The sequence below is a fragment of the Tessaracoccus luoxuelianae genome (genome assembly GCF_055326245.1).
This window is the reverse complement of record NZ_JBUZNO010000015.1, coordinates 1-26,425: the sequence shown is the minus strand read 5'-3', so window position 1 is coordinate 26,425 and position 26,425 is coordinate 1. Positions and strand designations below refer to the sequence as shown.

Genomic DNA, 26,425 nt, shown 5'->3' with positions numbered 1-26,425 from the left:
GCACGGACCCGACGAACGTCCCACACGCGAAACCGCGGCCGACCGCGGCGTCACCATGGCTCAGCCGTCAACGGAACACTGGCTCACCCCACAACGGAACACCGGCTCTCACCCAGCGCAATATGCATTGCAGAGACGCTTCGGATCTCGCGCTGGGTGAGCCAGAGGAGCAGGTCAAGGTCGTGAACTCCTAAGAATGCGCTCACTGAGACTCGTTCGCCGACCCTCTTGGCTCCCATCGTTGAGTTGCTGCGATGGATCCTTAGATACCTCAAGTTGCCGAATTCCTGAGCGTCTAGCCGGCGCTTCAGTTCTTGGATCCGATGGTCGAAGCGCAGCACATGGCCGACCATAAGCCTTCCTGGTTCGGTCTGGGCTTCCAGGATTGTTTGGCAGTCAGCTAGAGATGTAGCTAGTGGCTTCTCGACCAGGACGTAGCTACCTGCTTGTAGGAAGGCTACCGCTGGCTCCGTGTGGAGATGGTCAGGGAGCGCGATGATGGCTGCGTCGGTGGTGCCCACGATCTCTTGCCAGGTCTGTGTGACGGTGATGCCGTGGGCGGCAGCCATCATTTCCGCCCGATCCCTGTCGGCTTCGACTCCCAGAACATTCTCGGGGCCGACCAGGTCGGTGACGATTCTGACGTAGTACTCGCCCATGAGTCCAAGTCCGATGATGCCAACTCTCATTTTCTGATTCCTATCCAGTGCTTGGTGGCGGATCTGACTGCAGTTGCGGCTTGCTCAATTCGATGACCTGTAGCAAGTTGCGGATGAGGTGGTAGGGGTCCTTCAGTGGCAGAGCAACGACCTCATCTAGTGGATGGCCGCGGCGATCCCGGATCTGGATCCACTCTTTTCCTTCGCCCCGCGCCGGGAATGTGGCGCGTGTGTAATCCCAGATCCGATTTCTCCACTGGATCAGGCGCTGATCGCCACTTCGATGGGCTAGGAGGGCTGTTGTCCAAGTCGCCTCTGAATGGACCCACCAGAGCTTCGTCGCCCATGTGCGCCTCACTAGATCCTCATATGGAATTCCCAAGAGTGACCCGTGAGGGGGGCCGCCTTCGGCGTCTGTGTACCGAAGAATCCCCCCGAACTGCTCATCCCAGCCGAGTTCACAGAGGGCTACCGCCTGCTCAACGATCTGCGCTTCGATGGTTGCACCCTCTTCAAGAGCGAGTGCCATCATCCAAAGTCCTTCCAAGCTATGGCCGGGCGTGCGGTGTCGTTTCAGGAGTGATGCTGGATCCAGTTCCTCGCTAAGGACCTCGTTGTAGAGCCCATCGGATCGAGCGAAGCTCCAGACATCTTCCACGGCTCTTTTGAGAGCATCATCCTGGCGCTCCATGCCTAGAGCTGCACGCGCGGCTGCCATGTCGAGCTCAACATTCAGAAGGATCATGCTCACCCCGTAGGGGCGCACGTTCCGGGGGAGTTGATAGGGCGCGGTGGGGATCTCAGGCAGGCGGGATGTTTCTGTCGCAGCATGGAGAATCTTCTCAGCGAGTTTGTACCAGCGAGGGTCTTCTGACACTTGGGCGACTCGGGCGAACCCCATTGCGGCGAAGCAGTCGGCATAGACGCTCGGAGTCTGCTGACCGGCCGGCTCTCCGGACCGTTCTAGGACGTAATGGGTAGTGAAGTCAGGCCGGATTGCGTACTTGTAGAGGAATTCGGCGCCGCGGATGGCATCTGAGATGAGTTCATCCGCGTCAAGCGGCAAACTGCCGTCCCGCGCAGCCTGTGCGAGCATGCTGCAGACGGCTATGAAACGACCCTGTGACCAGGTGTACTTCGCGTCTGAGACGAACTGTCCGCGGTTGTCGTAACACGTGAAGTAGCCACCGAAGGTGCGATCGATGGAGTTGGGTATCCAGAAAGGCAGGATCTCGTCTAGGAGGTGGCTTCTTGCTTGACTGGACATGCGTAGAACATCAGCCTGCTGGCTATCCCTGGTGAGATCGGGCATCCTTGCCGCTCCAATACTGCAACCGGTTGTAGTAGGATTCATTATGCTAATTTTGGCTGTGCTTTGCAAGGAGAAGTGATGGAGCGGCCTACGATCTACTCCCTTGCGGAGCAATTGCGGATTTCTCCTTCCACGGTTTCCAGGGCGTTCTCGGACCCGGGCAAGGTACGTCGGGAGTTGAGGGAGCAGATCCTCCTGGCCGCGGAGAAGGCCGGGTACTATCCCCACAATGCAGCCAGAGCTTTGTCCACTGGACGAAGCGGGCTGGTAGGCGTCCTAATGCCGGATGTGACGAACCCGTTCTTCCCCCAGTTGTTGTCGGGGCTTATCAAGGCAGCAAGACGGAGGGAAGCCGAGTTGCTCTTCATCGACTCGGCTGAGGCGTCACAGTCTGAGACGAGACTTGTGGCCCGAGTCCAAGGACAGGTCGATGCCTTCATTTTCGCTTCTCCGCGTTCTCCTGTGGAAGACCTCGTCAGCGCAATCGGGAACAAGCCAGTTACATGCATCAATCGCATCGTGGAGGGGGTGTCATCAACCTATGTTGATGATGATGATGCGATTCTCGGGGCGGTTGCGCACTTGCGGATGCTTGGTCATGAACGGGTCGCTCTGGTTGGTGGTCCTTCGAACTCGTGGACTGCACAGCGTCGAGCGGCCGCTGCTCTCTCTGCAGCTTCAAGCTTGGGCATCGAACTCGTTCATCTCGGGAGTTTTCCGGCATCCTTCGACGGAGGGCTCCAATCCGCGCCGGCCGTAGTGCGGTCTCGGGCGACGGCAGTGTTGGCATTTGATGACGTCAGTGCATTCGGGGTCGTTTCTGGACTGGCCGCAATGGGACTCCATGTCCCGGGTGATGTGAGCGTGGTTGGGTGTGATGACGTGCCATTCGCATCGATGATGACTCCCCAGTTGACGACCATTACTGCGCCCGTGCGCCAAGTTGCAGAAGCTGCGGTGGACCTTCTCTACCGGTTGATACAACACGGTGTCGCCGAGGCCGGGACAGTAATCCCTTTCAGGTCCGCCTTCGTGGTGCGGGGAACGACTTCCGCGCGGCCTGCCTGAGAACAGGGAGGACGTTCCCGATTTCAATCGGGCCTTGTCCTTGACGAGGCTGCAACCGGATGCATAAAATTGCAGAATCATCTAGGCGCATGCGGGAGGTGATGCAGTGTTGCAGCTCAAGGCCAAAGCAAAGCGAGCGCCCCGGGCAGGATTCCGCGGGAGCAAAGCGGGCATGCTCGGTGCGGCGATGATTGTCTTGCTGGTGAGCGCAAGTTTGCTCGCCCCCATGATCGCTCCGTATCCACCACTGTCCCAAGGTTTCGGAGTCCTGCAGCCACCTAGCTGGCAACACTTCTTCGGTACTGATGAACTTGGCCGCGACGTCTTTTCGCGGGCTCTACACGGGATGAGAGCATCCATTTTTGTCGCCATAGCTACAGCTGTAGCAGCGGGAGTCATCGGGGTCCTTCTGGGACTCGTCTCCGGCTACCTTGGTGGCTGGGTTGATGCCGTCGTGATGAGGGTAATGGACATGATTCTGGCTTTCCCTCGACGGTCAGCGGCTTCAGGAAAAGTTCGAGTATCTCGACTCCTACCCTGGCTCGGCCACCATGCTGCTGCGGGTTTCGGCCATCACCCCTCCCTTCGATCAGAAGAGTCTTCGCCAGGCACTTTGGCACAGTGTGAACCGTGATCGCATCGTTGAAGAGGTGCTCTTCGGGTTTGGCGGTGCGGCTGCTTTGCCGTGGGGTCCCAACTCTCCGGCACAGGACGACTCGTATGATGATCGGGTTCAGTATGATCTGGAGGCGGCCAAGGCCCTGCTCGAAGATGTATCTGTCGCGGCAGGTGCGGCGATGGTCAACGGATCTGATCCGATCAGCATCTCCGTGATGCAGATTATCCAAGCAGATCTTGCATCTATCGGCTTCGACCTCCAGATCGAGCAGGTGGATGCCGCAACTTTCCAGGATCGCCTTGTAGCCGGAGATTTCGGCGTAGTGCTCGGGCAAATGGGTGGTGGACAGCTCAGTTTGCCGCGCATCACCCAGAACAGCCTCTTCCGGCTTAGCAACAACCCGCTATGGCCCGATGGCGTTCCGCCACAGGCTTATGTTGAGGCTATCGAAACTCTTACTTCGGAACAGGACGAGAAGGCTCGCCAAGCAGCATTCGACCAGCTCAATGACGTAATTGTTGATGAAGCGTGGGCGATCGGAACCTACTACGTTCCTCAGCTGTACATGTTCAAACCGGAACTCAAGGGGGTCGCACGCGATCACCAGAACGCCTTGGTGCTGGACAAGGCGAGCTTCTGACGATCATGCCGGGATCTCCTCTGTTCGAACTCGACAACCTCCGAGTCACCTTCAATACCGGTGGCTCGGAGGTGCGAGCGGTGCGGGGAGTCGACCTCGTCGTTAATGCTGGAGATGCCATTGGGGTGGTTGGCGAATCGGGCTCCGGAAAGAGCGTCACCTTCCTGGCTGCCTTGGGTTTGCTCCCTTCCGGAGCGACTATTGAAGGAGCCGTACGTCTCGGGGGGCAAGACCTGACAGCGCTGTCTCGCAGGCATCGACGCTCACTGCTGGGCAAGGCCATGGCCATGGTCTTCCAGAACCCCATCACTTCGCTTGACCCTGTCATGTCGATTGGCGACCAGATCGTTGAGGCCCTCCGGATCCACTCCCCGAAATTGAGTCGACAACAGGCCCGCGCGAAGGCTATTGAACTGCTTGATCGAGTGGGGATCACGGAAGCGAACAGACGCGCAGACCAGTTCCCGCACGAGTTTTCGGGTGGGATGTCGCAACGAGTCATGATTGCCATGGCGATCGCAAACGGGCCGCAGCTCCTTGTCGCTGATGAACCAACGACTGCTGTTGATGTAACTATCCAAGCCCAGTTGCTGGACCTCCTTCATGAAGTCTCAGAAGATCTGCAGGGCGCCTTCATCCTCATCACTCATGACCTAGGCGTCGTGGCCGAGAACACTAAACAGATCGTCGTCATGTACGGCGGACGCGTGATGGAGCAGGGACTGACCCATGAGGTACTGGCGGACCCGCGACATCCCTATACGCAGGGACTCCTCAGTTGCCACCCCAGCTTGGAATCCGATGGCCAGCTTCTCCCTATTCCCGGCAGCCCTCCAGATCCATCGAGCCTGGGTGATGGGTGCCCGTTTGCCGCACGCTGTCCGGTGGGTAAAGACAGGCCAATCTGTCATGAGGTGACCCCTGAGTTGGAGGAGCGCCAGGGCAGACTGTCGGCCTGCCATTTCTCTGGCGAGCAGGCATTCGCGGCGAATGCTGAAGTCTCTTCCGCTCCGTCAGATGTCTTGACCCCTGGAGCGCCGCTCCTTGGCGCTGAGGATCTTCGTGTTGAGTTTAGGCGCAAGGGATTCCAACTCCGACGCGCTGCCCCGCTCGTGGCCGTAGACGATGTCGAGATTGTTCTGCGACAAGGGGAAACGCTTGGCGTAGTCGGTGAGTCGGGATCCGGCAAGTCAACTCTGGCGCATACTCTGCTTCGCCTCATTGAGTCAGATGGTGGCAAGGTGCTATTCGAGGGACAAGACATCACGCGCGCATCTCGACGGGCGCTGCGTGAGATGCGCGATCATGTGCAGGTTGTCTTCCAAGATCCATATACGGCCCTCAACCCGAGCCTGTCTGTGGCGGCCAATGCAGCGGAGCCCCTTCGTGTGCGGGGGGTCAACTCACGCAGTCGCAGCGAGATTGTTGCGCAGCTGTTCGAGGAAGTTGGGCTGAGCCAGAACATGCTTGAGCGGCTGCCGGGTGAGCTGTCAGGAGGCCAACTCCAGCGGGTGGGGATCGCCCGGGCACTTTCAGTCGATCCCAAAGTCCTGATTCTGGACGAGCCGGTGTCGGCGCTGGACGTCTCAGTGCAGGCACAGATCCTCAACTTGCTGAGTCGCCTGCAAGAGAAACGGAACTTGGCCTACATGTTTATCAGCCATGACATCGCAGTTGTGCGCCACGTTTCTCACCGTGTGGCGGTCATGTACCTCGGGAGAATCGTGGAGGTGGGACCGTCGCGAAGTGTCTTGGCGACACCTCTGCACCCATACACAGAGGGGATGATCGCGGCTGTTCCTAGCCTTCATGGTCACCGAAGCCAGCGCACCGTGCTGGAGTCTGAGCAATCTCAGGCAGATGTGGGAGTCGGATGTCGGTTTGAACCCCGCTGCAGCTTACGAATCCCCGAGTGTCGGACCGTCGATCCCCAACTTATTGAGACTTCACCCGGACATTCTGCAGCCTGCATCGTCCGGGCCCCTTCTAGAGAGGAAGACTCGTAATGACGCTATCCAGAGCCGACTTCCCATCGGACCGGATCCTCACTTTCGACTCGACGACCGAACTGGGTCAGGCAGCTGCCAAGCGAGCGGCGGACGTTATCCGACACGCAGTTTCCACTGACGGGAGCTGTTCGGTGCTTCTCGCCTCGGCGCCCTCCCAAGAGCCGGTACTCACTTCACTTTTCGCCATGCGAGAACTCCCCTGGGAGGCAGTGACCTTCTTCCATGTGGATGAGTATGTTGGCCTTGACCCCGATGCCCCTCAACTCTTCGCGAGTTGGCTGCGGCACAAACTCGACGGTGTGCCATATGCCGACTTCGAAGTTATCAACAGCCAGATGGACGATCCCGAAGCTGAAGGTGATCGCTACGAGACGCGGCTTCTCGCAAGGGGAGCATTCGACGTGGCCCTACTGGGAGTGGGTGTCAATGGCCACATCGCGTTCAACGAACCAGATCATGCGGACTTTGCGGATCCGAGACTTGTCAGGCTTGTGGATTTGGACCTCGCATCGCGACAACAGCAAGTCGATGAAGGACTGTTTTCTAGAATTGATGAAGTCCCCAAGCAGGCTCTGACCCTAACCGTTCCGGCGCTCTTGAACTCGCGTGTATGGCTCGTGTCGGTCTTGGGTAGGGCCAAGGGAGCAGCTGTCAGATCCATGCTGACCCAACCGATTTCCGAGAAACTCCCCGCGACCATAGTGCGGAAACACCCACAGGCTTGGATCTACCTTGACCGAGGCGCGGCATCTTCCCTTGACGGGAGCACACCGTGAGCCGCGCTACACAAGCTGCTGACTCCATTCTCGGCCGGTACTTCGACGCAGTCGTCGCACACCTCACCGCACTTCGGGACACATCCGGCGATGCCGTGGCACGGGCAGCAGAACTGGTCGCCCAGAAGGTGATGGCGGATGAACTGGTCTACGTCTATGGCCCAGGCGGGCACTCGAATCTCGCGACCCAAGAAGTGTTCTTTCGCGCCGGTGGGCTCGCAAACATTAGCGCGATCCTTGATGAGGGAACTCTCCTCTCAAGCGGTGCGATGCGGTCCATGGCCATGGAGCGAACCTTGGGGTACGCCACGGTCGTTATGAATGACAACGGCTTGCGCGCGGGGGACCTTTTGATTCTTGTCAATGCCTACGGAATCAACACTGCCTTGATTGAAGCGGCTCGCTGGTGCAGGGATACCGGGGTCACAACGATTGGCGTTTCGTCCAAGATTCATGCGGAGGACACCGCCGCTGATCACCCGGCTAGGCATCCAAACGGAGGCAACCTCCATGACCTAGTCGATGTCCACGTCGACACGCAGGTTCCCATCGGTGACGCGATGCTCTCCATTGACAACGTTGGCGAACGAACGTCAGCTGTGTCAACATTTGCTAACGCCTATGCGATGAACTCGATCATGGCCACCGCAATCACGCTCGTTGCCGATTCTGGCGGGGATCCCTCCATCTGGCGGAGTGGAAATGCGCCTGGCGGCGATGCGCACATGACGACCTTCCTCCACCGATTCCGAGGGCGGGTGCGCTGGCTGTGAGTCAGCTGATGGTCGGATTCGGCGCCGCTGAGATATCTCCGCTGAGCAACGTCCCACTCGCAGGCTTCGCTGCACGGACCTCGCCAAGCACGGGAACCCACGATCCCCTCGAAGTTGTAGCGATCTCCGTCAGCGAACCCGACTGTCAGGTTGCGTCAGTCATTCTCGTGGCTGATCTCGTGGCAGTGGGGTGTGAAGAATCACGGAGCATCTGCCGCGCAGTCGCTGGGTCCCTCAACATCGAACCAGCAGCGGTGTCGTTTGCGGTTACACACACCCATAGCGCGCCATTCGCGGCTCAGGTGCTGGGGGGATGCCCTGAGCCCGGCTATCTTGACCAAGTCGCTGCGGCAGCCGTCCAAGCCGCCCTCCAGGCCTCGGGATCCATGCGACCGGCCACGATGAGGTACGGGTCAACAATCGTTGAAGGTGTGACATTCAACCGCCGCGGCGAGAGTTCCACGGATGAGGTAGTCCGGACGGTGTCATTCCATGACGATTCCGAGTCTTTGGTGGGCCTCATCTTCTGTTTCGCATGTCACCCAGTCGTCTTGGGGCCTGACAACACACTAGTGAGCGCCGATTGGCCCGGAGTCGCGAGACGATGGCTGCAGGAACGACTCCGCTGCCCGGCGATCTTCTTGCAAGGGTGCTGTGGCGATCTGAATACGGGGCACAAAGCGTCAGAGAGTGTTCTTGGTTCCGTGTCGCCTCGTCGTACCTTCCCAGAGGCGGAACGCGTTGGGGTCCGAGTTGCAGATGCCGCAGCTCTAGCTGTCGGGGCTGCGTATCCCGTGGGCGGCAGTACCGTCAGCGTCGCAGTTTCGGAAGTGACGCTCTCAGGTGGACCGATGTCCGGAGATCCAGATGTCGTCGCTCCGGTTTCTCGGCATGCGTGGGGAGAGTTGGATGTACTGCTCCTGCCTGGTGAACCCTTCATTCAGGTGGCTAACGAGATCCGCGCACGAAGTGGGCGGTCCGAACTCTTGGTCGGCGGATACTCCGGTGGTGTGCCTGGGTACCTCCCGTTCCCTCCTGTTGTGTATCTGGCGGGTGGCTATGAAGTAGAAGAAGCGCATGTCTTTTACGGGCGAGCTTCCTGTTTTGCTCCGCAAGCCGCCACCTTGTTGGTCAAGGTTGGGACCGAGTTGGTCTCACAAGCATCCGCTACGAATGAAGGATGGTAGGCATGGGAATCCAACAACTAGGCGTCGGGATCATCGGCGCCGGCATCATGGGTCGCAGCCATGCGGCCTCGCTTGCGATGGATCCGCGAACGCGGCTAGTCGGCGTGGCAGGGCTGCCACTCGATTCAGCACAAGAATTGGTCAAGGGAACCCACGCCTACGCCACCGATGACTTCACCCGTCTACTGGCTGATCCGCGAATCTCGTTCGTGACCGTAGCGACGCCCGACAACCTTCATTTTGACATTTGCCGGCAGGCTCTAGCCGCAGGAAAGCACGTATTCGTTGAGAAGCCCTTGACCACGTCTCTAGCCGAGGCTGACCAACTCATCGAGGAAGTCGAGAGATGCGGACTAACGTTGATGACCAGCTTCAACCACAGATGGATCCCTTCCTACGCCGAAGCCTGGAAACGGATACAAGCTGGCAACATTGGCGCACCGATCATGGCCTATGCGCGTAAGAACGATCGCATCTTCGTCCCAACATCGATGCTCTCATGGGCCTCCAACACGACCTGCGCATGGTTCCTGTCGAGCCATGACATCGACCTGGTTAACTGGTTTTTCGGCGAGACTCCCGTTAGCGTATTCGCGACGGCATCGTCCGGAGTCCTCACAACCCAAGGCATCGACACCCTGGACGCGGTGCAAGCACAGGTCCGCTACCCGAGTGGCGGATTTGCTACCTTCGAGAGTTGTTGGATCTATCCAGATACCTTCCCAACCATGACTGATTCCTTCATTGAGGTGGTCGGGACTGATGGCGTCATCCAGTTGCCGCGAGTCGATGACCAAGTACACCTAGCGACGCGCGACTCCTTCTCGTACCCCCGTACTTCGATCGGCTCGGATGTGCATGGTCAGCAACTGGGGGCCGTGACCGCCGCACTCCATCACATGACAAGCTGCGTCTTGGGAGGTCATGACCCCTTGATCAGCCTTCGCTCGTCTCGCGATGTAATCGCGACGCTGGAAGCCGTTCACCGCTCGATCGCCTCTGGAAATCCAGAGAAGGTCTATCAATAGTCTCCTCTGTGTCATCCTCGGAGACCACCCGCCGAAGAAGCCTCCCAGGACCACCCTCGTTGCGCTGACCAGTTGGAATGCAGACCGTCACAGCGGCTCACTCTCGGGCCGTACTAGTCGACACTGACAGCGGTGACATCGGCTCTGTGCTCGGACGGTGGGAGCGCGGTTGAGGGCTCTGTGGAGTGCCTGATCCGTTGACTCCGGCCCGTCTTGACCGTCGATCGCGAAGCAATGGAGGAACTCTGTAGGCAGGAGTCGGTGCGGGCGTGATGGAACGTCTTGGGTTCGGCAGGGCCCTCGTTCGTTCCATCCGTGGAAGCTAGTCCGCGATGAGGGACACGGCAGGGCGTGCGGCTGTTCCTCAAAGGGGTGACGGCTCCGCACTCGGTTGCCTTTACGGCCAGAACTTCGGATCAGGTCATGGCACGCTCGCATCACAAACTGCCTTCGAAGCGGTTAAGCTGCTTGTCAGACGCCTTTGGATAAGGGTTCGAGTACCCCGTGCCAAGTCCGCACCGCGTCTGGCTGGCCTCCGCCCTTCGGCCCTGTGGGTTGAGCCAGGTCGCATCCCGCGCTACTAGCTCGGGTTGGTGCTTTCCGCTGTCGGCCTGCTCCGGTGGGGTTGATAAAGGGCATGGACGAGATTCTGTGCTCCGAGGAGCTTCTGACCGATCACCTGGTGGCAGCTGAGTTTCTGCTGGATCAGGCGGAAGATGATCTCTCCCGCAGTGCCATCGAATCGGCTGACGACCTGCTGCGTCTGGCGGAACAGATTGTGAAGGCGCTCCGATGAGCCGCCGACCGTTGACCCCCGAGCAGCGGGCACGGATCGTCGAGCAAAGGGAACAGCGTGTCCAGGAGCTCCAAGATCAACTCCAGCAGGGCGTCACCGCGCTCATCTCCGCGCAAGGCTGGCAGCAGTGGTTGTCGTTCATGAGCAGGTTCAGGCAGTACTCGTTGCGGAATCAGATCTTGATCCTGCAGCAGATGCCTTCTGCGACCCAGGTGGCTGGCTACAAGACGTGGCAGGCAGCGGGCCGGCAGGTTCGCCGTGGGGAGAAGGCCATCGCGGTGCTGGGTCCGTTGACTCGCAAGCTCACTGACGAGAATGGTAATCCCCAGCTGGATGACAAGGGTCAGCCCAAGATTGGTGTCTTCGGGTTCAAGGCGCTACCGGTCTTTGACATCTCGCAGACCGATGGACCGCCGCCACCGACGGCACCCGGTGCGCAGCAGGCTGTTCTGCAGGGGGAGGCGCCGGAAGGGATGTGGCAGGACCTGACTGATTTCATCCACTCCCGCGGGTTCACGGTCGGGCTGACCCCGACCTTGGGCGGGCCCGAGGGAGTGACCAGGTTCGGGCCGCAGGAAGTCCTGATCGTGGAGGGACAACCTGCGGCGCATGCCGCTTCCGTGCTGGCCCACGAAGCGGGCCATGTCCTCATGCACCAAAGCAGCGATCCGGGAGTCTTCTGTCGTGGTGTGGTGGAGGTGGAGGCGGAGAGCTTCGCCCATGTCGTGGCAGCCGAGCACGGTCTCGACTCGTCGACCACATCGTTCGACTACCTTGCCGGCTGGGCGGCCTCAGCTGCCAAGCAACGCAACTGCACCCCCGAAGACATCATTGTGGAGACCGCGGAACGAGTCCGGGCAGCGGTCATCACCTATCTCGACCGCCACACCCCAGCCACGGACGCGACCCACCCGGTCGGTGCCCACACCCGGCAGATGAGAGCCCGCGTTGAGGCCGCACGGGAGCAGCCCTTTGATGTCACGGACGTGGCACGGTCACCCCGCCAGGTTCTTCACGAACATGCTCGCCACGCCACACCACCCGTTGCACCGGCAGCGCGGTAGCCGTAGGGGGGTGGACAGGAACATGCGAGAGCACGAAGAAACAGGCCACCGGCTGCTGTCGTCGTTCGGACTGCAGAGCGTCACGGTCGAGTGCCCGATCTGCGGTAGGTGTCACATCCTGACCGTCCAGCGCGACGAGATCAGGAAACTCTGCCACCGGGCGGGTCACGAAGCAGTCCGAACGCGACTCGCAGCACTTCGACTCGACCGGGCCCTGGTCCGGTGCGCGGCATGCGTAATCCAGCACGGCGGAGAACAACCACCACACACCCGGGAAGGAGAGACCCGATGACAACCAACATCAAGCAGCAGGCACGCCGTCTCGCGATGGAACAGTTCCAGAAACGTAGGGCCGATCAGATGGCTCGTGAGGCCCGCATCCGTGATCTGGTCATTGAAGCCACCACCGCTGCCATGGAACGCGAACAGCTCGTGACCAGAACGGAGCAGCGTCTTGCAGCAGCTCTTCAAGGGTTGCTTGAACTGGAAGTGCCCATCACCGAGGTGGCCACCCTCACCGGACTTGATGTCCGTGAAGCTCGCAAACTCACTCGCGACTGAGCGAGAAGGACGCCGAGCAATGACCAACTCCCATGAGACTGCGCCACACCCCGGCCGAGGAGGGGTTCCAAGAAGTAATGGACCGGAGGCAAGACCCAGTCATTCCAGTTTGGAGAGTGGCTGGGGCGCCTTCGCACCATCCGAAGGAGACGCACAATGTCGCAGACGACTACGCAGCACAAGAGGATGACCACTGAGGCTCTCGAGCTGGTGGAAGAGTACGGCCGGTACGTCAGCTACCCGACCGCCGCGAAGATCACCACCGCCAGTGAGCGCACTCTCAAGCGGCTCACGGCGCTGGGGCAGTTGCCCTGCTACAAGATCGGCAGGGCTCGGGTTCTCAGGGTGAAGACCGTCGACGTTGCCGCTCTGATTCAGCGAGTGGCATAGCCCGCTGAAGCCTGCCCCAAAGAGTGGCGTCACCCCTGAGGGGTGGAGTGGCCGACCAGCTGTGTGATGACGCCGGCGACCTGGTCTGCCGGGAGGAGTGCCAGGACTTCGGACCTCTGCTCCTCGGGCAGCGCCGTCAACGTGGTGGCCAAGGTGGCGTTGTCGAGTTTTCGCACGAGCGCCGCAAGCGCGCTGGCCTCGGCGCTCGGTGCTGTTGTCGATGGAGTTGTCAGCGGTGCGGGCGGTAGCCAACCGGTCTGCTCCGAGAGGCGGTCAAGTTGCGGCCACAGGTTCTCGCGATCGAGCACGGTGTAGGCACCGGCGACTTTCGGCAGCGTATGTCCCATCATGAGTTCGCAGTCGAAGTCGCTGATGCCGGCCTTCTTCCACGCCGAGCGTGCCCAGGCCCGCAGGTCATAGAGCTTGAGGGATGGCCTTCCGATCGCGATGCGGGCAGCGTAGAACCCGCTCGGAGTGCGGGGAGTCTGATGCCGGCCCGGTCCCGTCCGGGCTTTCGGGGAGGTACCCAGAACCTGTGTTGTGGTGCCGTACCGGTTGCGCCAGTAGGTACCTGGAAAGACCAGCCCCTCCTTGCCGGTGTTGGGCTCTGAGAAGTTCTCGAGATGGTGAGTCAGTATCTCGGCCATATGTGGGGGGAGCGGCACGTAGCGGATCGAGCCCGTGGTCTTGGGGCCCTTGAGATGCAGACCTTTGTCGCGTGCCGAGGTGATCGACTTGGTGACACTGACCACCCACCGCGGCCGGCCGTCGCGCACGTCTTGGCGGAGATCACCGCGTTCAAGTGCTAAGGCCTCGCCAGGGCGTAAGCCTGAGTAGGCGAGAAGCAGGATGAAGGCCCGCCATCGCTCCTGATCCATTGCTTCGGCGAGTGCGGCAACATGCGCATGAGTGATCGACGTGAGGAGCTCCGTCTGAACTGCCTTAGGTCGCTGCGCGACCCGTCGCGTTGCGTTCTCCACACGGCACGGATTCACCGGGACAATGCCACGATCAGTGGCGTCCTTGAAGACAGACTTCATGAACGCATAGGCCAGCGCACGGATGACATGCCCGTCCGCGTTTTGCTTCCACCACTCGTCGATGTCCTCACGCGAAATCTCGACCAGGGGCTTTGCGGCTAGGGACGCAAGCCTGCCATCGAGGTACTTCAGGTACTCCCCACGAGTCCGCGGCGCCAAGGGTGTGCCCTTGGGTGTGGTGCGGTGCTCGATCCAGTAGCGGGCATGCTCGTCCAGAGTGATTCGGGTATTGGTTTCATCGACCTGTTCCCGCTTTCGACGGGTGGCAGGAGGCGTCCATACGGACTTCCCGGTGAGTGATTCCTCCGTGAGGAGAGCCTGTTCACGTCTCAACCAATCCCAAGCCAGTTCCTCCGTCGCGAAGCCTCGTCCGGCGGTGTGGATCTGACCATCCCTCATATACTGAGGGAAGAAGCGATTGAAGCTCTCGCGAACGTTCCCCAGGGTTCTACCGCTCATTGAGACCTCCTCGCTACCCTGACAAAAACATGACAAATCTTTGTCTTGATCGGCCCGCTGCGCCCGTTGTGTCCAAGCATACTGAGTCAGGGTGCAAACGATCGTTGTGCCTAGTAGAAGCAGCATTCACTGCAAGGACTTCGGGTGATAGGCCGATTCATCGCCGTTCGCAGCTTCGCGCTTGTCCGGTAGTTCAAGTCCAGTTAGGCCCACCAAATGGAGAAGCGTTCACCACGCTGGTCCCGAGGACGCGGCACCCGCTAGCGTGTGCGCATAAGTCCCCACGCGGGCAGCACCCTGGAAATCCTTGACGCAGTCCGGCGCGCTCCCACGCTGCTCGCAGCGCTGGACCTGATGGATGCCCTCACCGCCGCCGCCCGCCTCGACGGGTCCGCAGCCGCAGATCCCCTCCGGGATGCCATCGGAGCCGCTAGTGACGACCTCACCGCCATCGCCGCGGTGCACGCCGCCGCCGCTGCCGGGGCAGCCACGGCCGCAGGCCTGCTGGTGCCGCTCCTCACCTCCCCATCGCCGCACCTGCGTGAGCACGCCGCCTGGGCCTTGTCCTTTGCGCCTCGGATACCCGAGGCCGTGCCCGCGCTCGAGGCCATGGTCGCGGCCGGCGGTTTCACCGGCACCCTCGCCGAGCTGACCCTCGAGGCGTGGGGCCTGAGCCCCGATGACCCCGAGGATGTCGACGAACTGAGGCCCGTCGATGAGCGGCCCGGCCTCACCGTCGCTCAGCTCTACCTTCACGCCGACATCGACGGCACCCTCCTCCACGCCGGGCAGGGCGACACGGGCGGCATCGCCACGCTGCTGGTCCACCTCGGCGATGCGTTGCTCACCGAGGGAGCCGTCGAGCGGGTGCTGACGTTGTCGCGGGGGAACTCCGGTCGGGTGCAGATCCCCGCCGAGTTCGACCAGCTGAAGGCCAAGGCCCTCGCCTGACAGCCCGCTCAGGAAAGCTCGCCGTCGATCGCGACGGCGAGCGCTGAGATCACCGGCCAGGCCCCCTCGGAGCTGTTGCCCAGCACGGTCACCGTCGTCCGGCTGGCGGGGATGTGGGTCGAGCGGAACGAGGCGCCCGCGTCGTAGCCCTCCATCACCAGCGCCGGACCTGTCCGGTGCAGCCAGAACCCCATGCCGTAGCGCATGCCCTCGTCCGGCACGTCGTGGCGGGGCCGGATCATCTGCTCGACGGTGTCGCGCGAGACGATGCGACCCTCCAGCAGGGCCAGCCAGAAGCGGTGCAGGTCGTCGGCGGTGGTGAACGCTCCGCCGTCGCCGTTGCCGAGGATGGGCAGGTGGAGCGTGTTGACGAGGTCTCCGTCGTTGGCGAGGTAGCCGAGCGCGGCGTCGGCGGGGAGTGCGTTGAGGGGGAGAGACCCGGTGGCTTGCAGACCGGCCGGCTCGTAGACCAGCCGGCTCACCACGGCGTGGTACACCTCTCCCGTGACTCGTTCCAGCAGGATCGCGAGCACCATGTAGCCGCCGTTGCAGTAGGCGAACCGCTCTCCGGGAGCAAACTTCGTCGGGTGGCCCTCAAGCATCGGCAGGAACGCCTCGGCTGTGGTGAGCGTGTGGACAGGGATGGTGAGGATGAAATCGTCGACCTCCCACTCTCCGTCCTCGTCCAGGTAGTCACCGATCCCCGATGTGTGGGTGAGGAGGTGCTCGACCGTAACGGCGTCGTCGATGAGCGGAAGGTCCTCCCCGAGTAGATCCCGGACCGGCTGGTCGAGCCGGAGCGCGCCGTCCTCGACGAGGCGCATCACCGCCAGCGCGGTGAACGCCTTGCTGCCGCTGGCTACGGCGATTCTGGCCTGGGGCACCATCGGCACCCCGAAGGCGCGGTGCATGAACCCTTCGCAGCGCTCGAGGACGCGCCGGCCTGCCACGTCTATGGTGATGACCCCAGTGAACGCATTCTTGGCGACGGCGTCGTCGAGGGCGTGTGGATCGACCTGCATGTCTGCCCCCTGGGGAGTGCGGTGTGAGTATCGATTGTCCGCCAGGTAACGCGCCGCCGGGGGTGATCGAGCCGATCGCCCGCGAGGAGACACGAACGTCACGGTGCCGGCGCCGAGCCCTGCCCCGCGGTGGTGGGGCCGGGCGCCGGCGGCATCCTTGACCGGGTCATGGGCAACTGTGCTGACCACTAGTGCGGGGAGATGGTCAGCAGTATTGCGGCATTTCCGGCGTAGACGACGAGCATCAGCGCCGCGTCGCCCGCCAGCAGGAACCGCTTGCCGCGTGCCGACGGGTAGGTCAGCCCGATGATTGCGATCGCCGACATCGCGATGGTGGTCAACACCGTGAAGAGGTGGCTCGGTGAAGCGTCGGCGAGTAGGAGCCCGTCGGTGTAGGCCACGTCGTCGATCGCCAGGATGAGGATGTTGAACAGGTTCGAGCCGAGGATGTTGCCGACCGCCAGGTCGATTGCGCCCATCCGAATCGCTGCCAGGGAGACGGCCAGCTCTGGCAGCGACGTCGACAGCGCCACGAAGACGGTTCCGACGAAGGACTCCTCCAATCCCGACATCCGGGCGATCGCTTCGGCCGCGGGCGGCAGCAGGATGGCTGCCACGACGACGATCCCGGCATGGAGTGAGTAGCGGGCGGCGACCTGACGTAGTCCGAGCCCTGCCGTGACGGCGTCGCCGGGGGAGAGGTTCTCGTCGAGCGGTGGCTGAACGCTGGGGTCCGGGGGGAGGCCTCGCCCGTTGCGGAAGATGAGCCGCACCGAACCCAGGTACAGGAAGAGGAACACCAGCGATGAGAGCCCGATCCAGGGAGTGAGCGGCAGCGAGTCGTCGACCAGCAGTCCGACGCCGACGGTGGCGAGGAGCACGATCCCGAGAGCGGCGGCCATGACATGCGACGGGGAGGCGAGGGCGAAGAGCCTCCGGCGGGCCGGCACGAAGGCGTCCAGGCTGGCCAGGATGAGAAGGTTGATGGCGCAGCTGCCGAGAACGTCGCCTACGGCCAGGTCGGCCGACCCGACCAGGGCCGACGAGCTGACGCCGACGACGAGCTCGGGCAGGGACGTGACCGATGCCATGAGGATCAGGCCCACCCACGCGCTGCCCCAGCCGCTCAGCTGGGCGATGCGCTCGCCGTAGCGCGACAGCCGTCCGCCGGCGAAGAAGATCGCGGCGGCACAGGCCACGAAGGCCAGAACGGCGACAAGGTCGGACACGGTGCACCCACGTCTCTGTGTGGGGTTGACGCTACTCCCAGAGCGCCGCAGCGTCCGGAAGAATGAGCCCTCTTGTGTCCTAATCCTATTAGGGATACCTTTTGGCATAAGGAGGATTCATGGATACGAGCACGGAGCGTCGGCAACGGCGGCACGGCGAGACCCGCGACGAGATCGTCGCGATCGCCGTCCGGCTGATGGGCGAACATGGGGTCGGGGGGCTGTCGCTGGGGGAAGTGGCCCGACGACTCGGCGTGCGCACCCCGTCGCTCTACACCTACTTCGACTCCAAAAACGCCCTCTACGACGAGCTCTTCCGCCGGGGATGGCAGGCGTGCCACGACACCGTCGCCAGCCACCGCGACAGGCTCGGGCCCGCGACCACCGAGACCGACCCGGTCAGCCGCGCCATCGAGTTGGAGGGGACCTTCGTCCGCTGGGCCCTGGAGAACGCCGAGCTCAGCCACCTCATGATGACCCGCCCCGTCCCCGCCTGGGAGCCGAGCCCCGAGGCGTATGCGCCGTCGGTGGCCCTGTTCACGATGCTCGGCGACGACCTGCGCGGCTTCCGCGACCTCGGCCTGCTCAACCCCACCGTCGACCTCGACGAGCTGTCCCAGAACCTGGCCAACGCCGCCACGGGGGTGATCGTCCGCCAGCTGTCCAACGAGCCCGGCGTCGCCTACGAGGACGGCACCGCCTCCCGGCACTTCCCAGCGCTCGTGCGGGCGCTGATCACCGCCCATCTCCCCGATAGGACCTGCCATGCGAGCCACCACTAGCACCACCGCCTCCGGCCACCCCTCGACGAAGGATCAGACCATGCGTGCCATCGACATCCCGCTCCCCGGCCCCGGCGACGGCCTTCGCGTGGGCCGGGCCCAGCATCTGCGCCTGATCGACGAGGTGCGCGACCTCACCCCGGAGCAGTGGGACACCGTCACCGAGTGCCCCGCCTGGACGGTGCGCGACATGGTTGGCCACGTCGCCTCAGCGGCACGGTTCCCGGGCAACCCGCTGCTGTTCCTCGTCGACGCTCAGATCGGGCGGTTCCGCTACCGCGGTCGCAGCTCCCTGGACGCCGCCAACGAGGTGGGCATCGACAGGCACCACTCCCTCTCCACAGCTGAGCTGCTGGAGCTGCTTCGACGGCGGGCCATGTCGGGCCGCGACACCCCCGGCTGGATGCGCCGTCGGCTGACGAACGACGCCGCACTGCCGTCGTACACCACGATCGGATGGTTCGTCGACACCATCCTCACCCGCGACACCTGGCTGCACCGCCAGGACATCGGACGAGCGGTGGGGCGGGAGCCGGTGTCGGACCCCACGGACGCGGAGGTGGTGGAGCAGGTCATCCGCGACCTCGGACTCTCGTGGACCGGCCCTGCCGTCCACCTGCGCCTCACCGGCCCCGAAGGGGGAGCGTGGGACCTGGGGGAGGGGGAGGGGCCCGCCGTCGAGGTGCCCGCGGTGGAGTTCATGCGGCACCTCTCCGGACGGACGGCGGAGGACAGCCTGTTCGACGGCGTCGCCGTCGACCTCCGTCCGTCCCTCGAGGCGGCCCGGGTCGTCTTCTGACGCCCACCTCCCCGTGCACGACACGCCGCCTGTCCCAGCCCTCGACGTGACCACGGACACCGAGGTGGCACCGCGACGGCGTGTCGTGCACGCCTGGGGCCACCCAGCGGCAGCGGAAGACGCAGCGGAAGACGCAGAGGGAGAGGCGGCGGAGGCGCAGCGGAAGACGAGGGGCGAAGCGCGCTGCGAAACTGCCCATTGCCGCGACATGGTGGCGGGTACAGCTTGACGCCATGAACCGCAGGGGGATCCGTGGCGTTGTGGCCACGCTGGCGACGCTGGTCGTCTCACTCACCATCGTCGCGGGCGGCGTCGACGCCGCGGCCAAGCGCCCGGCGCCGAGCCCATCGCCGACCAACGAGCCGTCTCCGACGTCCCCGCCGCCGGCCCAGCCCGTCTACGTCGCCCTCGGGGACAGCTACGCGGCCGGCGTCGGCGGAGGGAGCTACATCCAGGACGGCAGGGACTGCTACCGCACGCTCAAGGGCTACCCGGGCTTGATTGCGCAGGAGAAGGGCTACGCCCTTGATCTCCAGGCATGCTCAGGGGCGGACATCGACGATGTGACGGCGGAGCAGCTAGAGACTGACTACCTGGCGGTGGCTGACTACGTGTCGATCACGGTGGGCGGCAACGACGTCGGGTTCGCATCGGTGCTCACCACCTGCATCGGGACCAACGAATCCGCCTGCATCACTGCCGTCGACGACGCCGTCGACGCGGCGAACGCGCTTCCGTCGCGGCTGGTGCTGCTGTTCACCCAGATCAGGGAGGCCGCCCCCGACGCGACCATCGTGGCAACCGCCTATCCCCGGCTGCTCAGCGCCACCAAAGCCGACTGCAGTTGGATCACCACAGTGTCGGTCCGCGAGCGCGACGCGCTCAACTCCGGGGCGGCCACCCTCGCCGGAGTGATCTCCAAAGCTGCTGACGATGCCGGGATCGGTTACGCCGATGTGCTTCCAGACTTCCTGGGCCATGGCGTGTGCGACTCCTCCGCGTGGATCTACAACGCGTCGCTGTTCCCGACCTATCTGTCGTATCACCCCACGGCCACTGGCTACCTGTCCGGCTACAAGCCCGCCGTGGCCACGGCTCTCGGCACGAGCACGGCACCCACCGGGACCGCTATCACGCTGACCCTCGGCGGCGAGACGTCCAGTGACACCAACCGTGGCACAGTGAAGATCCCGAAGTCCCAGAAGGACTGACCCACACCGATCAACCACCGCCCCGGCCCGCCAGCTCACCGCTGGCTGGCCGGGGCGTCGTCGTCCTACCTGCCCTCCACCGCAGGACGGGTTCGGGCGCGTCGATTCCGGAGCGGCGTCCGGCCGTCGCATCCGGCACGGAGCGCTCCACGTTGCCGACGCGAGTCTTGCCAGTCAAAGGCGGCGGATCTGGTCGCGTAGTCGATACCAGAAGTGCCACTGGGATTTCCGGGGTCAAGGCCCACCTGAGGTTTCAGGAACGGGGGACCGTGACCGACGAGGAACGCACCACGAGGGTGCTCGGGACCACCACCGCCGCGGGGGGCAGGTCAGGCTCCGCGAGTCGCCTGAGGATCGCCTCCCCGCACGCGATGCCGGCGTCGTGTCCGTGGCTGTCCACCGTAGTCAGGTCGAGGAAGCGGCTGCGTGCGAGGTGCGAGTTGTCGTAGCCGATGAGCGCGACGTCGCGAGGCACCTCGCGCCCCGCCTCCCTCAACGCGGCGCGCGCGCCGAGGGCCATGGTGTCGTTGGCGGCGAAGACGGCCGTCACCTCAGGGTGCCGGCGCAGCAGCTCCACCGCCCCCGCGTACCCTCCGTCCTCGTTCGTCTCGTTTGAACCGCCGGCATAGAGCGGATCCTCATCCTCCGCCGCCATAGCCTCCAGGTAGGTCGCCAGGCGCGCGCCGGCGGCGCCGCCAGCCCCCGTGACGTGTCCGATCCGGCGGTGCCCTCCCGAGCGCAGGTGCTCCATGAGTTGGTGGACGCCGTGGCGCTGGTCGCTCTCAACGGTGTCGGCGCCGTCGATGCCGTGCAGGCGGGTGCCCTCGAGCACGGTCGGTACGCCGAGCGCCGGAAGGTCGCGTCCGGGCTCGGCCGCGATCACCAGCGCGTCCACCTGGCTGTCGAGGAACCCGTCGACGGCATTGATCAGCTCGTCGCCGTCGCGGTAGTGCTCCCGGATGGCGACATGGAACCCCTGCGGCCCGAGGAGAGTGCGCAGGCCGCGCAGCAGCTCGACGAACGAGGGGTTCTGGAAGTCGTCGATGACCAGGCCCACGGTGCGGGTGCGGTCCGCCGCGAGCGCGGAGGCGGCATGGCTGCGCCGGTATCCCAGCGTGGCGATGGCCTCGTGGACGGCCTGCCGCTTGGCGTCGGCCACCAGGGGCGAATCGTTGAGCACGAGCGACACCAGCGACTTGGACACGCCAGCCTCGCGGGCGACGTCGTAGATGGTTGGCCGGGAGGGCCGTCGACGAGGTGACATGGCGCACCTCCTTCCACGATGACCGAGGGTAACGCAGCCATTGACAGGACAAGTGCTGTCGATCTATTGTAAAGCCACTTGGACCGCTCCAAGTACATATCGAGGAGGATGAATGACCATCGGCATCGCCGTCATCGGAGCCGGCATGGCGGGGAAGTCGCACGCCGCCGCCTACCGTGTCGCGCCCACCCTGTATCGGCCCACGCTGCCCGACCTGCGCTACGTCTCCATCTGTGACGTCAACGCCGAGGTCGGCGAGGCCACCGCCCGCCGCTACGGCTACGAACGTTGCGACACCGACTGGCGCGCCATCGCCGCCGACCCCGACATCCACGTCGTCAGCGTCGTCATCGCCAACAGCCTGCACCTCGAGGTGGTCAAGGGCCTGCTCGAGGCCGGCAAGCACGCCCTGTGCGAGAAGCCGCTGGCCGACACGCTCGAGTCCGCCCGCGAGATGGCGCGGCTGGCCCGCGAGGCGTCGTCGATCGCCCGCATCGGGCTCACGTATGTCCGGCAGCCCGGCATCGCCGCTATCCGGAACTGGATCCAGGACGGGACGCTGGGCAAGGTGCTGCACCTCTCGGCGCGGTACTGGTGTGACTACGCGTGCAACCCGAAGGGGCAGATGAGCTGGCGCTACAAGGGCCCCATGGGGTCGGGCGCGCTCGCCGACGTCGGCAGCCACCTCACTTATCTGTCGGAGTTCCTCTGCGGCGGCATGACCGCCGTCTCCGGCGCAGCCTTCACCACCGCCATCACGGAGCGTCCGCTCCCGCTGGGCACCGTCGTCGGGCACGGCCAGGTCGAGGTGTCGAGCGAGACCGAGCCGGTGGAGAACGACGACTACGCCACGTTCACGGCGAAGTTCGGCGAGACGACGGCGAGCCTGGAGGCCTCGCGCGTCGCCGCCGGCTACCCCAACGGCCTGAACTTCGAGGTCTTCTGCGAGAACGGCGCGGCGAGCTTCCACCAGGACACCCCGTCGCAGGTGCGGCTCTACCGCCACGACGACCAGCCGGGCACCAACGGCTACCGGACCGTCAACCTAGGCGCCGACCATCCCTACGTCGCCGGTGGCATGGCTATCGACGTGGCGGGTGTCGGCTTCGGCCAGAACGAGGGCTTCGCGTTCCAGGCCCGAGCCTTCCTGGAAGAGGTCGCCGGCATCCCCGAGGCCGACTCCCTTCCCCGCAACGCCTCGTTTGACGAAGGCGTCCACAACATGGAAATTCTTGCCGCCGTCGCTGAGTCGGCTGCCAACAACGGAAAGACGGTGACCCTGTGAAGCTCGGTGTCTACAACGCAGTCCTGTACGACCGCCCCCTCGAGGATGCGCTCGCGGTGATCGGAGGTCTCGGCCTCACCGGCATCGAGATCAACTCCGGCGGCTTTCTGCCCCCGGTCCACATCCCCAACATCGACGAGATCGCCACCAGCCCCGCGGCGGCCACGGAGTACCTGAAGAAGTTTGAGGGCACCGGCGTGGAGATCGCGGGCCTCAACTGCAACGGGAACCCGCTGCATCCGAACGCGGAGATCGCCGAGAAGCACGCCCAGGACATCCGCCTCTCGATCCGTGCGGCCGCGGCGCTCGGCCAGACCCGCGTCGTCACCATGTCCGGCCTGCCCGGCGGCGAGCCCGGCACCAAGTACCCCAACTGGATCGTCAACGCCTGGAACTCCGCGGCGCTCGACGTCCTCGACTACCAGTGGGAGATCGCCGCGCCGTTCTGGAGCGAGATGGACCAGTTCGCCAAGGACCACGGGGTGAAGGTGGCCCTCGAACTGCACCCCCAGAACCTTGTTTTCAACGCCCGCGACGTCAAGAAGCTGATCGAGCTGACCGGAGCTACCCACATCGGCGTCGAGATGGACGCCTCGCACCTGTTCTGGCAGCAGGCCGACCCGATCGCCGTCGTCCGTGAGCTGGGTCCCCTGATCTTCCATGCCGCGGCCAAGGACGTGCGGATCAACCCGGACGCGCGGCTCAACGGTGTCCTGGACAACGGCTTCCGCCGCATGGGTGCGGACGAGGCACGCGTCAACCTCGGCGGCGACGAGTGGGCCAACGAGTGGCCGAAGGACTCCTCCTGGGACTTCGTCGCCCTGGGCAAGGGTCACGACACCGCCTACTGGACCGAGTTCATCCGCGCGCTGCACGAGGTGGACCCCGACATGTGCCTGAACATCGAGCACGAGGACACCGAGCTGGGCCGGATCGAGGGCCTAGAGGTGGCCGCCAAGGTCCTCACCGACGCGTGGGCTGCCTTCAAGGCCTGACACAGCCGTCCATCGGCCCGCAATCGAGGGTGAGTACCGGCTCCAGAGCAACGCCCCACCTGCTCGTCGGGGGACATCACCCCCGACGAGAGCTGGGCCTGAGTCAGGGGGACGGCAACCGCAGCTCGAAGACGCAGCCAGGCCCAGCGTTCCTCGCCGTCGCCGTCCCGCCGTGGGCCTCGGCCACGCCCCGCGCGATGGCGAGGCCGAGACCTGCGCCCGCGCCATCTCCGGGGCCGCGGTCCTCGCTGCCTCTCCACCCCGGCTCGAACAGGTGCGGCAGGTGGTCGACGGGGATGCCGCCGCACCCGTCGGCCACCTGGACCGACGCCCACCCGTCGGCCTCGCGCACGGTCACGGCCACCTCGCCTCCCGACGGGGTGTGCCGGATCCCGTTGGCGACGAGGTTGGACACGGCCCGCGACACCTCCCTGGCGTCGGCGCTCACGGGCGCGGACTGCTCGGCCTCCCCGGTCAACCTGACCCCGGACCGGTCGGCGACCGGCCTGGCCTGCTCCAGCACCCCGGAGACCAGATCGCGGAGGGAGACGTCCTCCCGGCGCAGCCGGCCGACCGGGCTCTGCAGCCGGGACAGGGCGATCAGGTCATCGACCATGGCGTCCAGGCGCATGGCCTCGCCGTGCAGCCGCGCGAGGTACGCCGCGGGATCAGGGGCCACCCCGTCCTGCAGGGCCTCAGTGATCGCGGTCATCCCGGCGAGCGGCGTCCGAAGGTCGTGGGACATCCACGACACCAGCTCCCGCCGCCTCAACTCGACCTGACGGTCGCGCTCGAGCGCCGCCTCGCGCAGGGTGATGGACCGGTCCCGGGAGCCGAGCTGCCGCGACAGCACCAGGCCGACGACGAGGGCCATCGGCGCCGCGCCCGCCAGGACGAGCTGGATGGTCGCCGCGGCCGAGTCGCTGATGGCCATCGTCTGCACGCTCGCGGCCACGCCGGCCGCCAGCGAGACCACCACCACGATCGGGGCAGCCACCGCGGCCAGCCGGATCGACCGGCGCGCGATCAGCATCACGACGGCGGTGCCGAGCGCCCCCACGGCTGCCGCCACCAGGGCGGAGGTCAGGACCGGGTTCATCGCGGCGCCGCCCCGCCCATGCCCGGCTCCCAGCGGTAGCCGACCCCGAACACGGTGACCAGTCGGACGGGGCTTCCGGGGTCTGCCTCGATCTTCTCCCGAAGCCTGCGGACGTGGACGGTCACCGTCGACGCGTCGCCGAACTCCCAGTCCCAGACCTCGCGCATGAGCTCCTCGCGGCCTGCCGCGCGCCCGGGATGTGCCAGGAACCAGGCCAGCAGCTCGAACTCGCGCGACGTCAGGGACAGGGCGCGTCCCCCGAGCAGGGCGCGGTGGGCAGACCGGTCCACGACGATGTCGCCGTCGGTGAGCGCCTCGGGGGCCGACGGCCTCGGGACGGATCCGGGCGCGGCGCGGCGCATCAACGACTGCGCGCGCAGCACGAGTTCACGGGGGCTGAAGGGCTTGCTGACGTAGTCGTCCGCACCGACCTGGAGGCCGAGGATGCGGTCCTCCTCGTCGCCGCGGGCGGTCAGCATGATGATCGGCAGGTCCGCGCGGGCGAGCCGGAGCCGTCAGCACAGCTCCAGGCCGTCCATCCCCGGCAGCATGAGGTCGAGGATCGCGAGGGCGGGCGGCGCCTCGGCGGCCATGGCCAGGGCCGCCTCGCCTGACGTCGTGTGCCTGACGCGCAGCCCGGCCCGCCCCAGGTAGAGCCCGAGCACCTCGGCCACGGTGGGGTCGTCCTCGACCACGAGCACGTCCGTCATATCGCCATCGTAGGGGGGCCCGGACCGGCCGCCGGAGGCGCCGGCCAGGGCGTTACATCCCCGTAAGGACGAGGTAAGCGCTGCGTCATGGAGTCCCGCGGCGCTCAGGAGTTGACTTCGAGGCACCGGCAACAAGGCCGGGGACCAACCGAAAGGTTCTGCCATGAAGACCTTCACCCGCCTCGCCGCAGCCGCCATCGTCGCGAGCGCCGCCGTCGCTGTCCCGCTCACCTCCCACGCCGGGGTCACCGGCCCGGCGTTCTACGTCGACGGCGTGATGTACCGAACCGTCGCCACCCCCACCGACCTCTCGGGGACCGGCGCACCGGCCCACTCCTGGGACACCATCTACAGCTTCGGCTCGGCGCAGCCCAGCGTGGCGACGGCGGCCCCCGGCGACCCCGGCTACAACGGGGGACGCTGGATGGTCCACGCCCTCAGGTTCCCGAACGGGTACGACGCGGTGATCGCGTCCTCTGACCTCGACGGCGACGGGGTGATCGACAGCGCGGCCGAGGTGGACATGGCGTTGATGGCCGGTGACGCCGTCGACGAGGGCGTCGTGAAGTACTTCGTCTGCCCCGTCATCAAGGTCCCCGCGAGTCGCTGAGCGGCATGGCCCGTCCCCTGCCGATCCCTGAGGAGATCGCCGCGCGGAGCGCCGGTGATCGTTCCCACCGCTCCCTGAGGAGATCGC

General features: G+C 64.5%; 25 protein-coding genes and 2 pseudogenes. 19 read left to right on the top strand and 8 right to left on the bottom strand.

The features are described 5' to 3' along the window. Positions 1 to 83: 83 nt before the first annotated feature. Both ACZK39_RS16010 and ACZK39_RS16005 read right to left on the bottom strand, forming a co-directional pair. Complete coding sequence (locus tag ACZK39_RS16010) at positions 84 to 689, bottom strand: Gfo/Idh/MocA family protein (protein WP_463613897.1); 606 nt, start codon at positions 687 to 689, stop codon at positions 84 to 86. A 10-nt stretch (positions 690 to 699) separates the two neighbouring features. Continuing rightward, on the bottom strand, positions 700 to 1,971 hold the full coding sequence (locus ACZK39_RS16005; RefSeq protein WP_463613896.1) for an AGE family epimerase/isomerase: 1,272 nt from the start codon (positions 1,969 to 1,971) through the stop codon (positions 700 to 702). A 78-nt stretch (positions 1,972 to 2,049) separates the two neighbouring features. Between ACZK39_RS16005 and ACZK39_RS16000 the strand changes: the two genes are divergently transcribed. The 12 genes and pseudogenes from ACZK39_RS16000 (at position 2,050) to ACZK39_RS15945 (ending at position 12,882) form a co-directional block, all read left to right on the top strand. Continuing rightward, positions 2,050 to 3,039, top strand: a complete 990-nt coding sequence (locus ACZK39_RS16000; RefSeq protein ID WP_345581333.1) for a LacI family DNA-binding transcriptional regulator — start codon at positions 2,050 to 2,052, stop codon at positions 3,037 to 3,039. A gap of 106 nt (positions 3,040 to 3,145) precedes the next feature. Then, positions 3,146 to 3,673: an ABC transporter permease gene (locus ACZK39_RS15995; protein ID WP_463613895.1), complete on the top strand. Its 528-nt coding sequence runs from the start codon at positions 3,146 to 3,148 to the stop codon at positions 3,671 to 3,673. Beyond that, a pseudogene (locus ACZK39_RS15990) lies at positions 3,570 to 4,298 on the top strand (ABC transporter substrate-binding protein); the annotation flags it as partial. The gene ACZK39_RS15995 and the pseudogene ACZK39_RS15990, both read left to right, overlap by 104 nt. 5 nt (positions 4,299 to 4,303) lie before the next feature. Next, the gene (locus ACZK39_RS15985) at positions 4,304 to 6,304 is read left to right on the top strand and encodes a dipeptide ABC transporter ATP-binding protein (protein ID WP_345584298.1); all 2,001 of its coding nucleotides are present in this window, start codon (positions 4,304 to 4,306) and stop codon (positions 6,302 to 6,304) included. Continuing rightward, complete coding sequence (locus ACZK39_RS15980; RefSeq protein WP_463613894.1) at positions 6,304 to 7,083, top strand: 6-phosphogluconolactonase; 780 nt, start codon at positions 6,304 to 6,306, stop codon at positions 7,081 to 7,083. Before ACZK39_RS15985 ends, ACZK39_RS15980 begins: the two co-directional genes overlap by 1 nt. Then, a complete protein-coding gene (locus ACZK39_RS15975) occupies positions 7,080 to 7,856 on the top strand; it encodes a sugar isomerase domain-containing protein (protein WP_345578897.1) in 777 nt (258 codons plus the stop codon). Before ACZK39_RS15980 ends, ACZK39_RS15975 begins: the two co-directional genes overlap by 4 nt. Positions 7,857 to 7,864: 8 nt before the next feature. After that, positions 7,865 to 9,043: a neutral/alkaline non-lysosomal ceramidase N-terminal domain-containing protein gene (locus tag ACZK39_RS15970; RefSeq protein WP_463613893.1), complete on the top strand. Its 1,179-nt coding sequence runs from the start codon at positions 7,865 to 7,867 to the stop codon at positions 9,041 to 9,043. Between the two features lie 2 nt (positions 9,044 to 9,045). Further along, positions 9,046 to 10,071: a Gfo/Idh/MocA family protein gene (locus ACZK39_RS15965; protein ID WP_345578894.1), complete on the top strand. Its 1,026-nt coding sequence runs from the start codon at positions 9,046 to 9,048 to the stop codon at positions 10,069 to 10,071. Positions 10,072 to 10,708: 637 nt separating this feature from the next. Then, positions 10,709 to 10,867: a hypothetical protein gene (locus ACZK39_RS15960; protein WP_463613892.1), complete on the top strand. Its 159-nt coding sequence runs from the start codon at positions 10,709 to 10,711 to the stop codon at positions 10,865 to 10,867. After that, a complete protein-coding gene (locus ACZK39_RS15955; protein ID WP_463613891.1) occupies positions 10,864 to 11,931 on the top strand; it encodes an ArdC-like ssDNA-binding domain-containing protein in 1,068 nt (355 codons plus the stop codon). The genes ACZK39_RS15960 and ACZK39_RS15955 overlap by 4 nt, the downstream gene beginning before the upstream one ends. 288 nt (positions 11,932 to 12,219) lie before the next feature. Beyond that, complete coding sequence (locus ACZK39_RS15950; protein WP_463613890.1) at positions 12,220 to 12,492, top strand: hypothetical protein; 273 nt, start codon at positions 12,220 to 12,222, stop codon at positions 12,490 to 12,492. A 156-nt stretch (positions 12,493 to 12,648) separates the two neighbouring features. After that, a complete protein-coding gene (locus ACZK39_RS15945) occupies positions 12,649 to 12,882 on the top strand; it encodes a helix-turn-helix domain-containing protein (RefSeq protein ID WP_463613889.1) in 234 nt (77 codons plus the stop codon). A gap of 29 nt (positions 12,883 to 12,911) precedes the next feature. On the opposite strand, the gene ACZK39_RS15940 is transcribed toward ACZK39_RS15945, so the two are convergent. After that, the gene (locus tag ACZK39_RS15940) at positions 12,912 to 14,381 is read right to left on the bottom strand and encodes a tyrosine-type recombinase/integrase (RefSeq protein ID WP_463613888.1); all 1,470 of its coding nucleotides are present in this window, start codon (positions 14,379 to 14,381) and stop codon (positions 12,912 to 12,914) included. A 267-nt stretch (positions 14,382 to 14,648) separates the two neighbouring features. Between ACZK39_RS15940 and ACZK39_RS15935 the strand changes: the two genes are divergently transcribed. Continuing rightward, a complete protein-coding gene (locus tag ACZK39_RS15935; protein WP_463613887.1) occupies positions 14,649 to 15,332 on the top strand; it encodes a HEAT repeat domain-containing protein in 684 nt (227 codons plus the stop codon). Between the two features lie 8 nt (positions 15,333 to 15,340). Here ACZK39_RS15935 and ACZK39_RS15930 read toward each other — a convergent pair whose 3' ends face one another. Both ACZK39_RS15930 and ACZK39_RS15925 read right to left on the bottom strand, forming a co-directional pair. Continuing rightward, the gene (locus tag ACZK39_RS15930) at positions 15,341 to 16,354 is read right to left on the bottom strand and encodes a serine hydrolase domain-containing protein (RefSeq protein WP_463612905.1); all 1,014 of its coding nucleotides are present in this window, start codon (positions 16,352 to 16,354) and stop codon (positions 15,341 to 15,343) included. Positions 16,355 to 16,542: 188 nt separating this feature from the next. Continuing rightward, the gene (locus ACZK39_RS15925) at positions 16,543 to 17,583 is read right to left on the bottom strand and encodes a sodium:calcium antiporter (protein WP_459055632.1); all 1,041 of its coding nucleotides are present in this window, start codon (positions 17,581 to 17,583) and stop codon (positions 16,543 to 16,545) included. Between the two features lie 119 nt (positions 17,584 to 17,702). On the opposite strand from ACZK39_RS15925, the gene ACZK39_RS15920 reads away from it, so the two are divergent. The 3 genes from ACZK39_RS15920 to ACZK39_RS15910 all read left to right on the top strand — a co-directional run bounded on the left by ACZK39_RS15920 (position 17,703) and on the right by ACZK39_RS15910 (position 20,375). After that, positions 17,703 to 18,365, top strand: coding sequence for a TetR/AcrR family transcriptional regulator (locus tag ACZK39_RS15920; protein ID WP_459055631.1), 663 nt, complete (start codon positions 17,703 to 17,705; stop codon positions 18,363 to 18,365). After that, positions 18,349 to 19,164, top strand: coding sequence for a maleylpyruvate isomerase family mycothiol-dependent enzyme (locus tag ACZK39_RS15915; RefSeq protein WP_463612906.1), 816 nt, complete (start codon positions 18,349 to 18,351; stop codon positions 19,162 to 19,164). The genes ACZK39_RS15920 and ACZK39_RS15915 overlap by 17 nt, the downstream gene beginning before the upstream one ends. Positions 19,165 to 19,397: 233 nt before the next feature. Then, complete coding sequence (locus ACZK39_RS15910; protein ID WP_463612907.1) at positions 19,398 to 20,375, top strand: SGNH/GDSL hydrolase family protein; 978 nt, start codon at positions 19,398 to 19,400, stop codon at positions 20,373 to 20,375. A 253-nt stretch (positions 20,376 to 20,628) separates the two neighbouring features. On the opposite strand, the gene ACZK39_RS15905 is transcribed toward ACZK39_RS15910, so the two are convergent. Continuing rightward, the gene (locus ACZK39_RS15905) at positions 20,629 to 21,639 is read right to left on the bottom strand and encodes a LacI family DNA-binding transcriptional regulator (protein ID WP_463612908.1); all 1,011 of its coding nucleotides are present in this window, start codon (positions 21,637 to 21,639) and stop codon (positions 20,629 to 20,631) included. A gap of 112 nt (positions 21,640 to 21,751) precedes the next feature. Here ACZK39_RS15905 and ACZK39_RS15900 point away from each other — a divergent pair, with 112 nt between their 5' ends. After that, a complete protein-coding gene (locus tag ACZK39_RS15900; protein WP_463612909.1) occupies positions 21,752 to 22,924 on the top strand; it encodes a Gfo/Idh/MocA family protein in 1,173 nt (390 codons plus the stop codon). Next, positions 22,921 to 23,919, top strand: coding sequence for a sugar phosphate isomerase/epimerase family protein (locus tag ACZK39_RS15895; RefSeq protein WP_463612910.1), 999 nt, complete (start codon positions 22,921 to 22,923; stop codon positions 23,917 to 23,919). The genes ACZK39_RS15900 and ACZK39_RS15895 overlap by 4 nt, the downstream gene beginning before the upstream one ends. Positions 23,920 to 24,022: 103 nt before the next feature. On the opposite strand, the gene ACZK39_RS15890 is transcribed toward ACZK39_RS15895, so the two are convergent. Continuing rightward, positions 24,023 to 25,018 (bottom strand): sensor histidine kinase, encoded by a 996-nt coding sequence (locus tag ACZK39_RS15890; RefSeq protein WP_463612911.1) that lies wholly within the window; start codon positions 25,016 to 25,018, stop codon positions 24,023 to 24,025. Further along, positions 25,015 to 25,728 (bottom strand): annotated as a pseudogene (locus ACZK39_RS16775) (response regulator transcription factor). Before ACZK39_RS16775 ends, ACZK39_RS15890 begins: the two are co-directional and overlap by 4 nt. Before the next feature lie 163 nt (positions 25,729 to 25,891). Here ACZK39_RS16775 and ACZK39_RS15875 point away from each other — a divergent pair. Continuing rightward, complete coding sequence (locus tag ACZK39_RS15875; RefSeq protein ID WP_463612912.1) at positions 25,892 to 26,338, top strand: hypothetical protein; 447 nt, start codon at positions 25,892 to 25,894, stop codon at positions 26,336 to 26,338. The last annotated feature ends 87 nt before the right edge of the window (positions 26,339 to 26,425 follow it).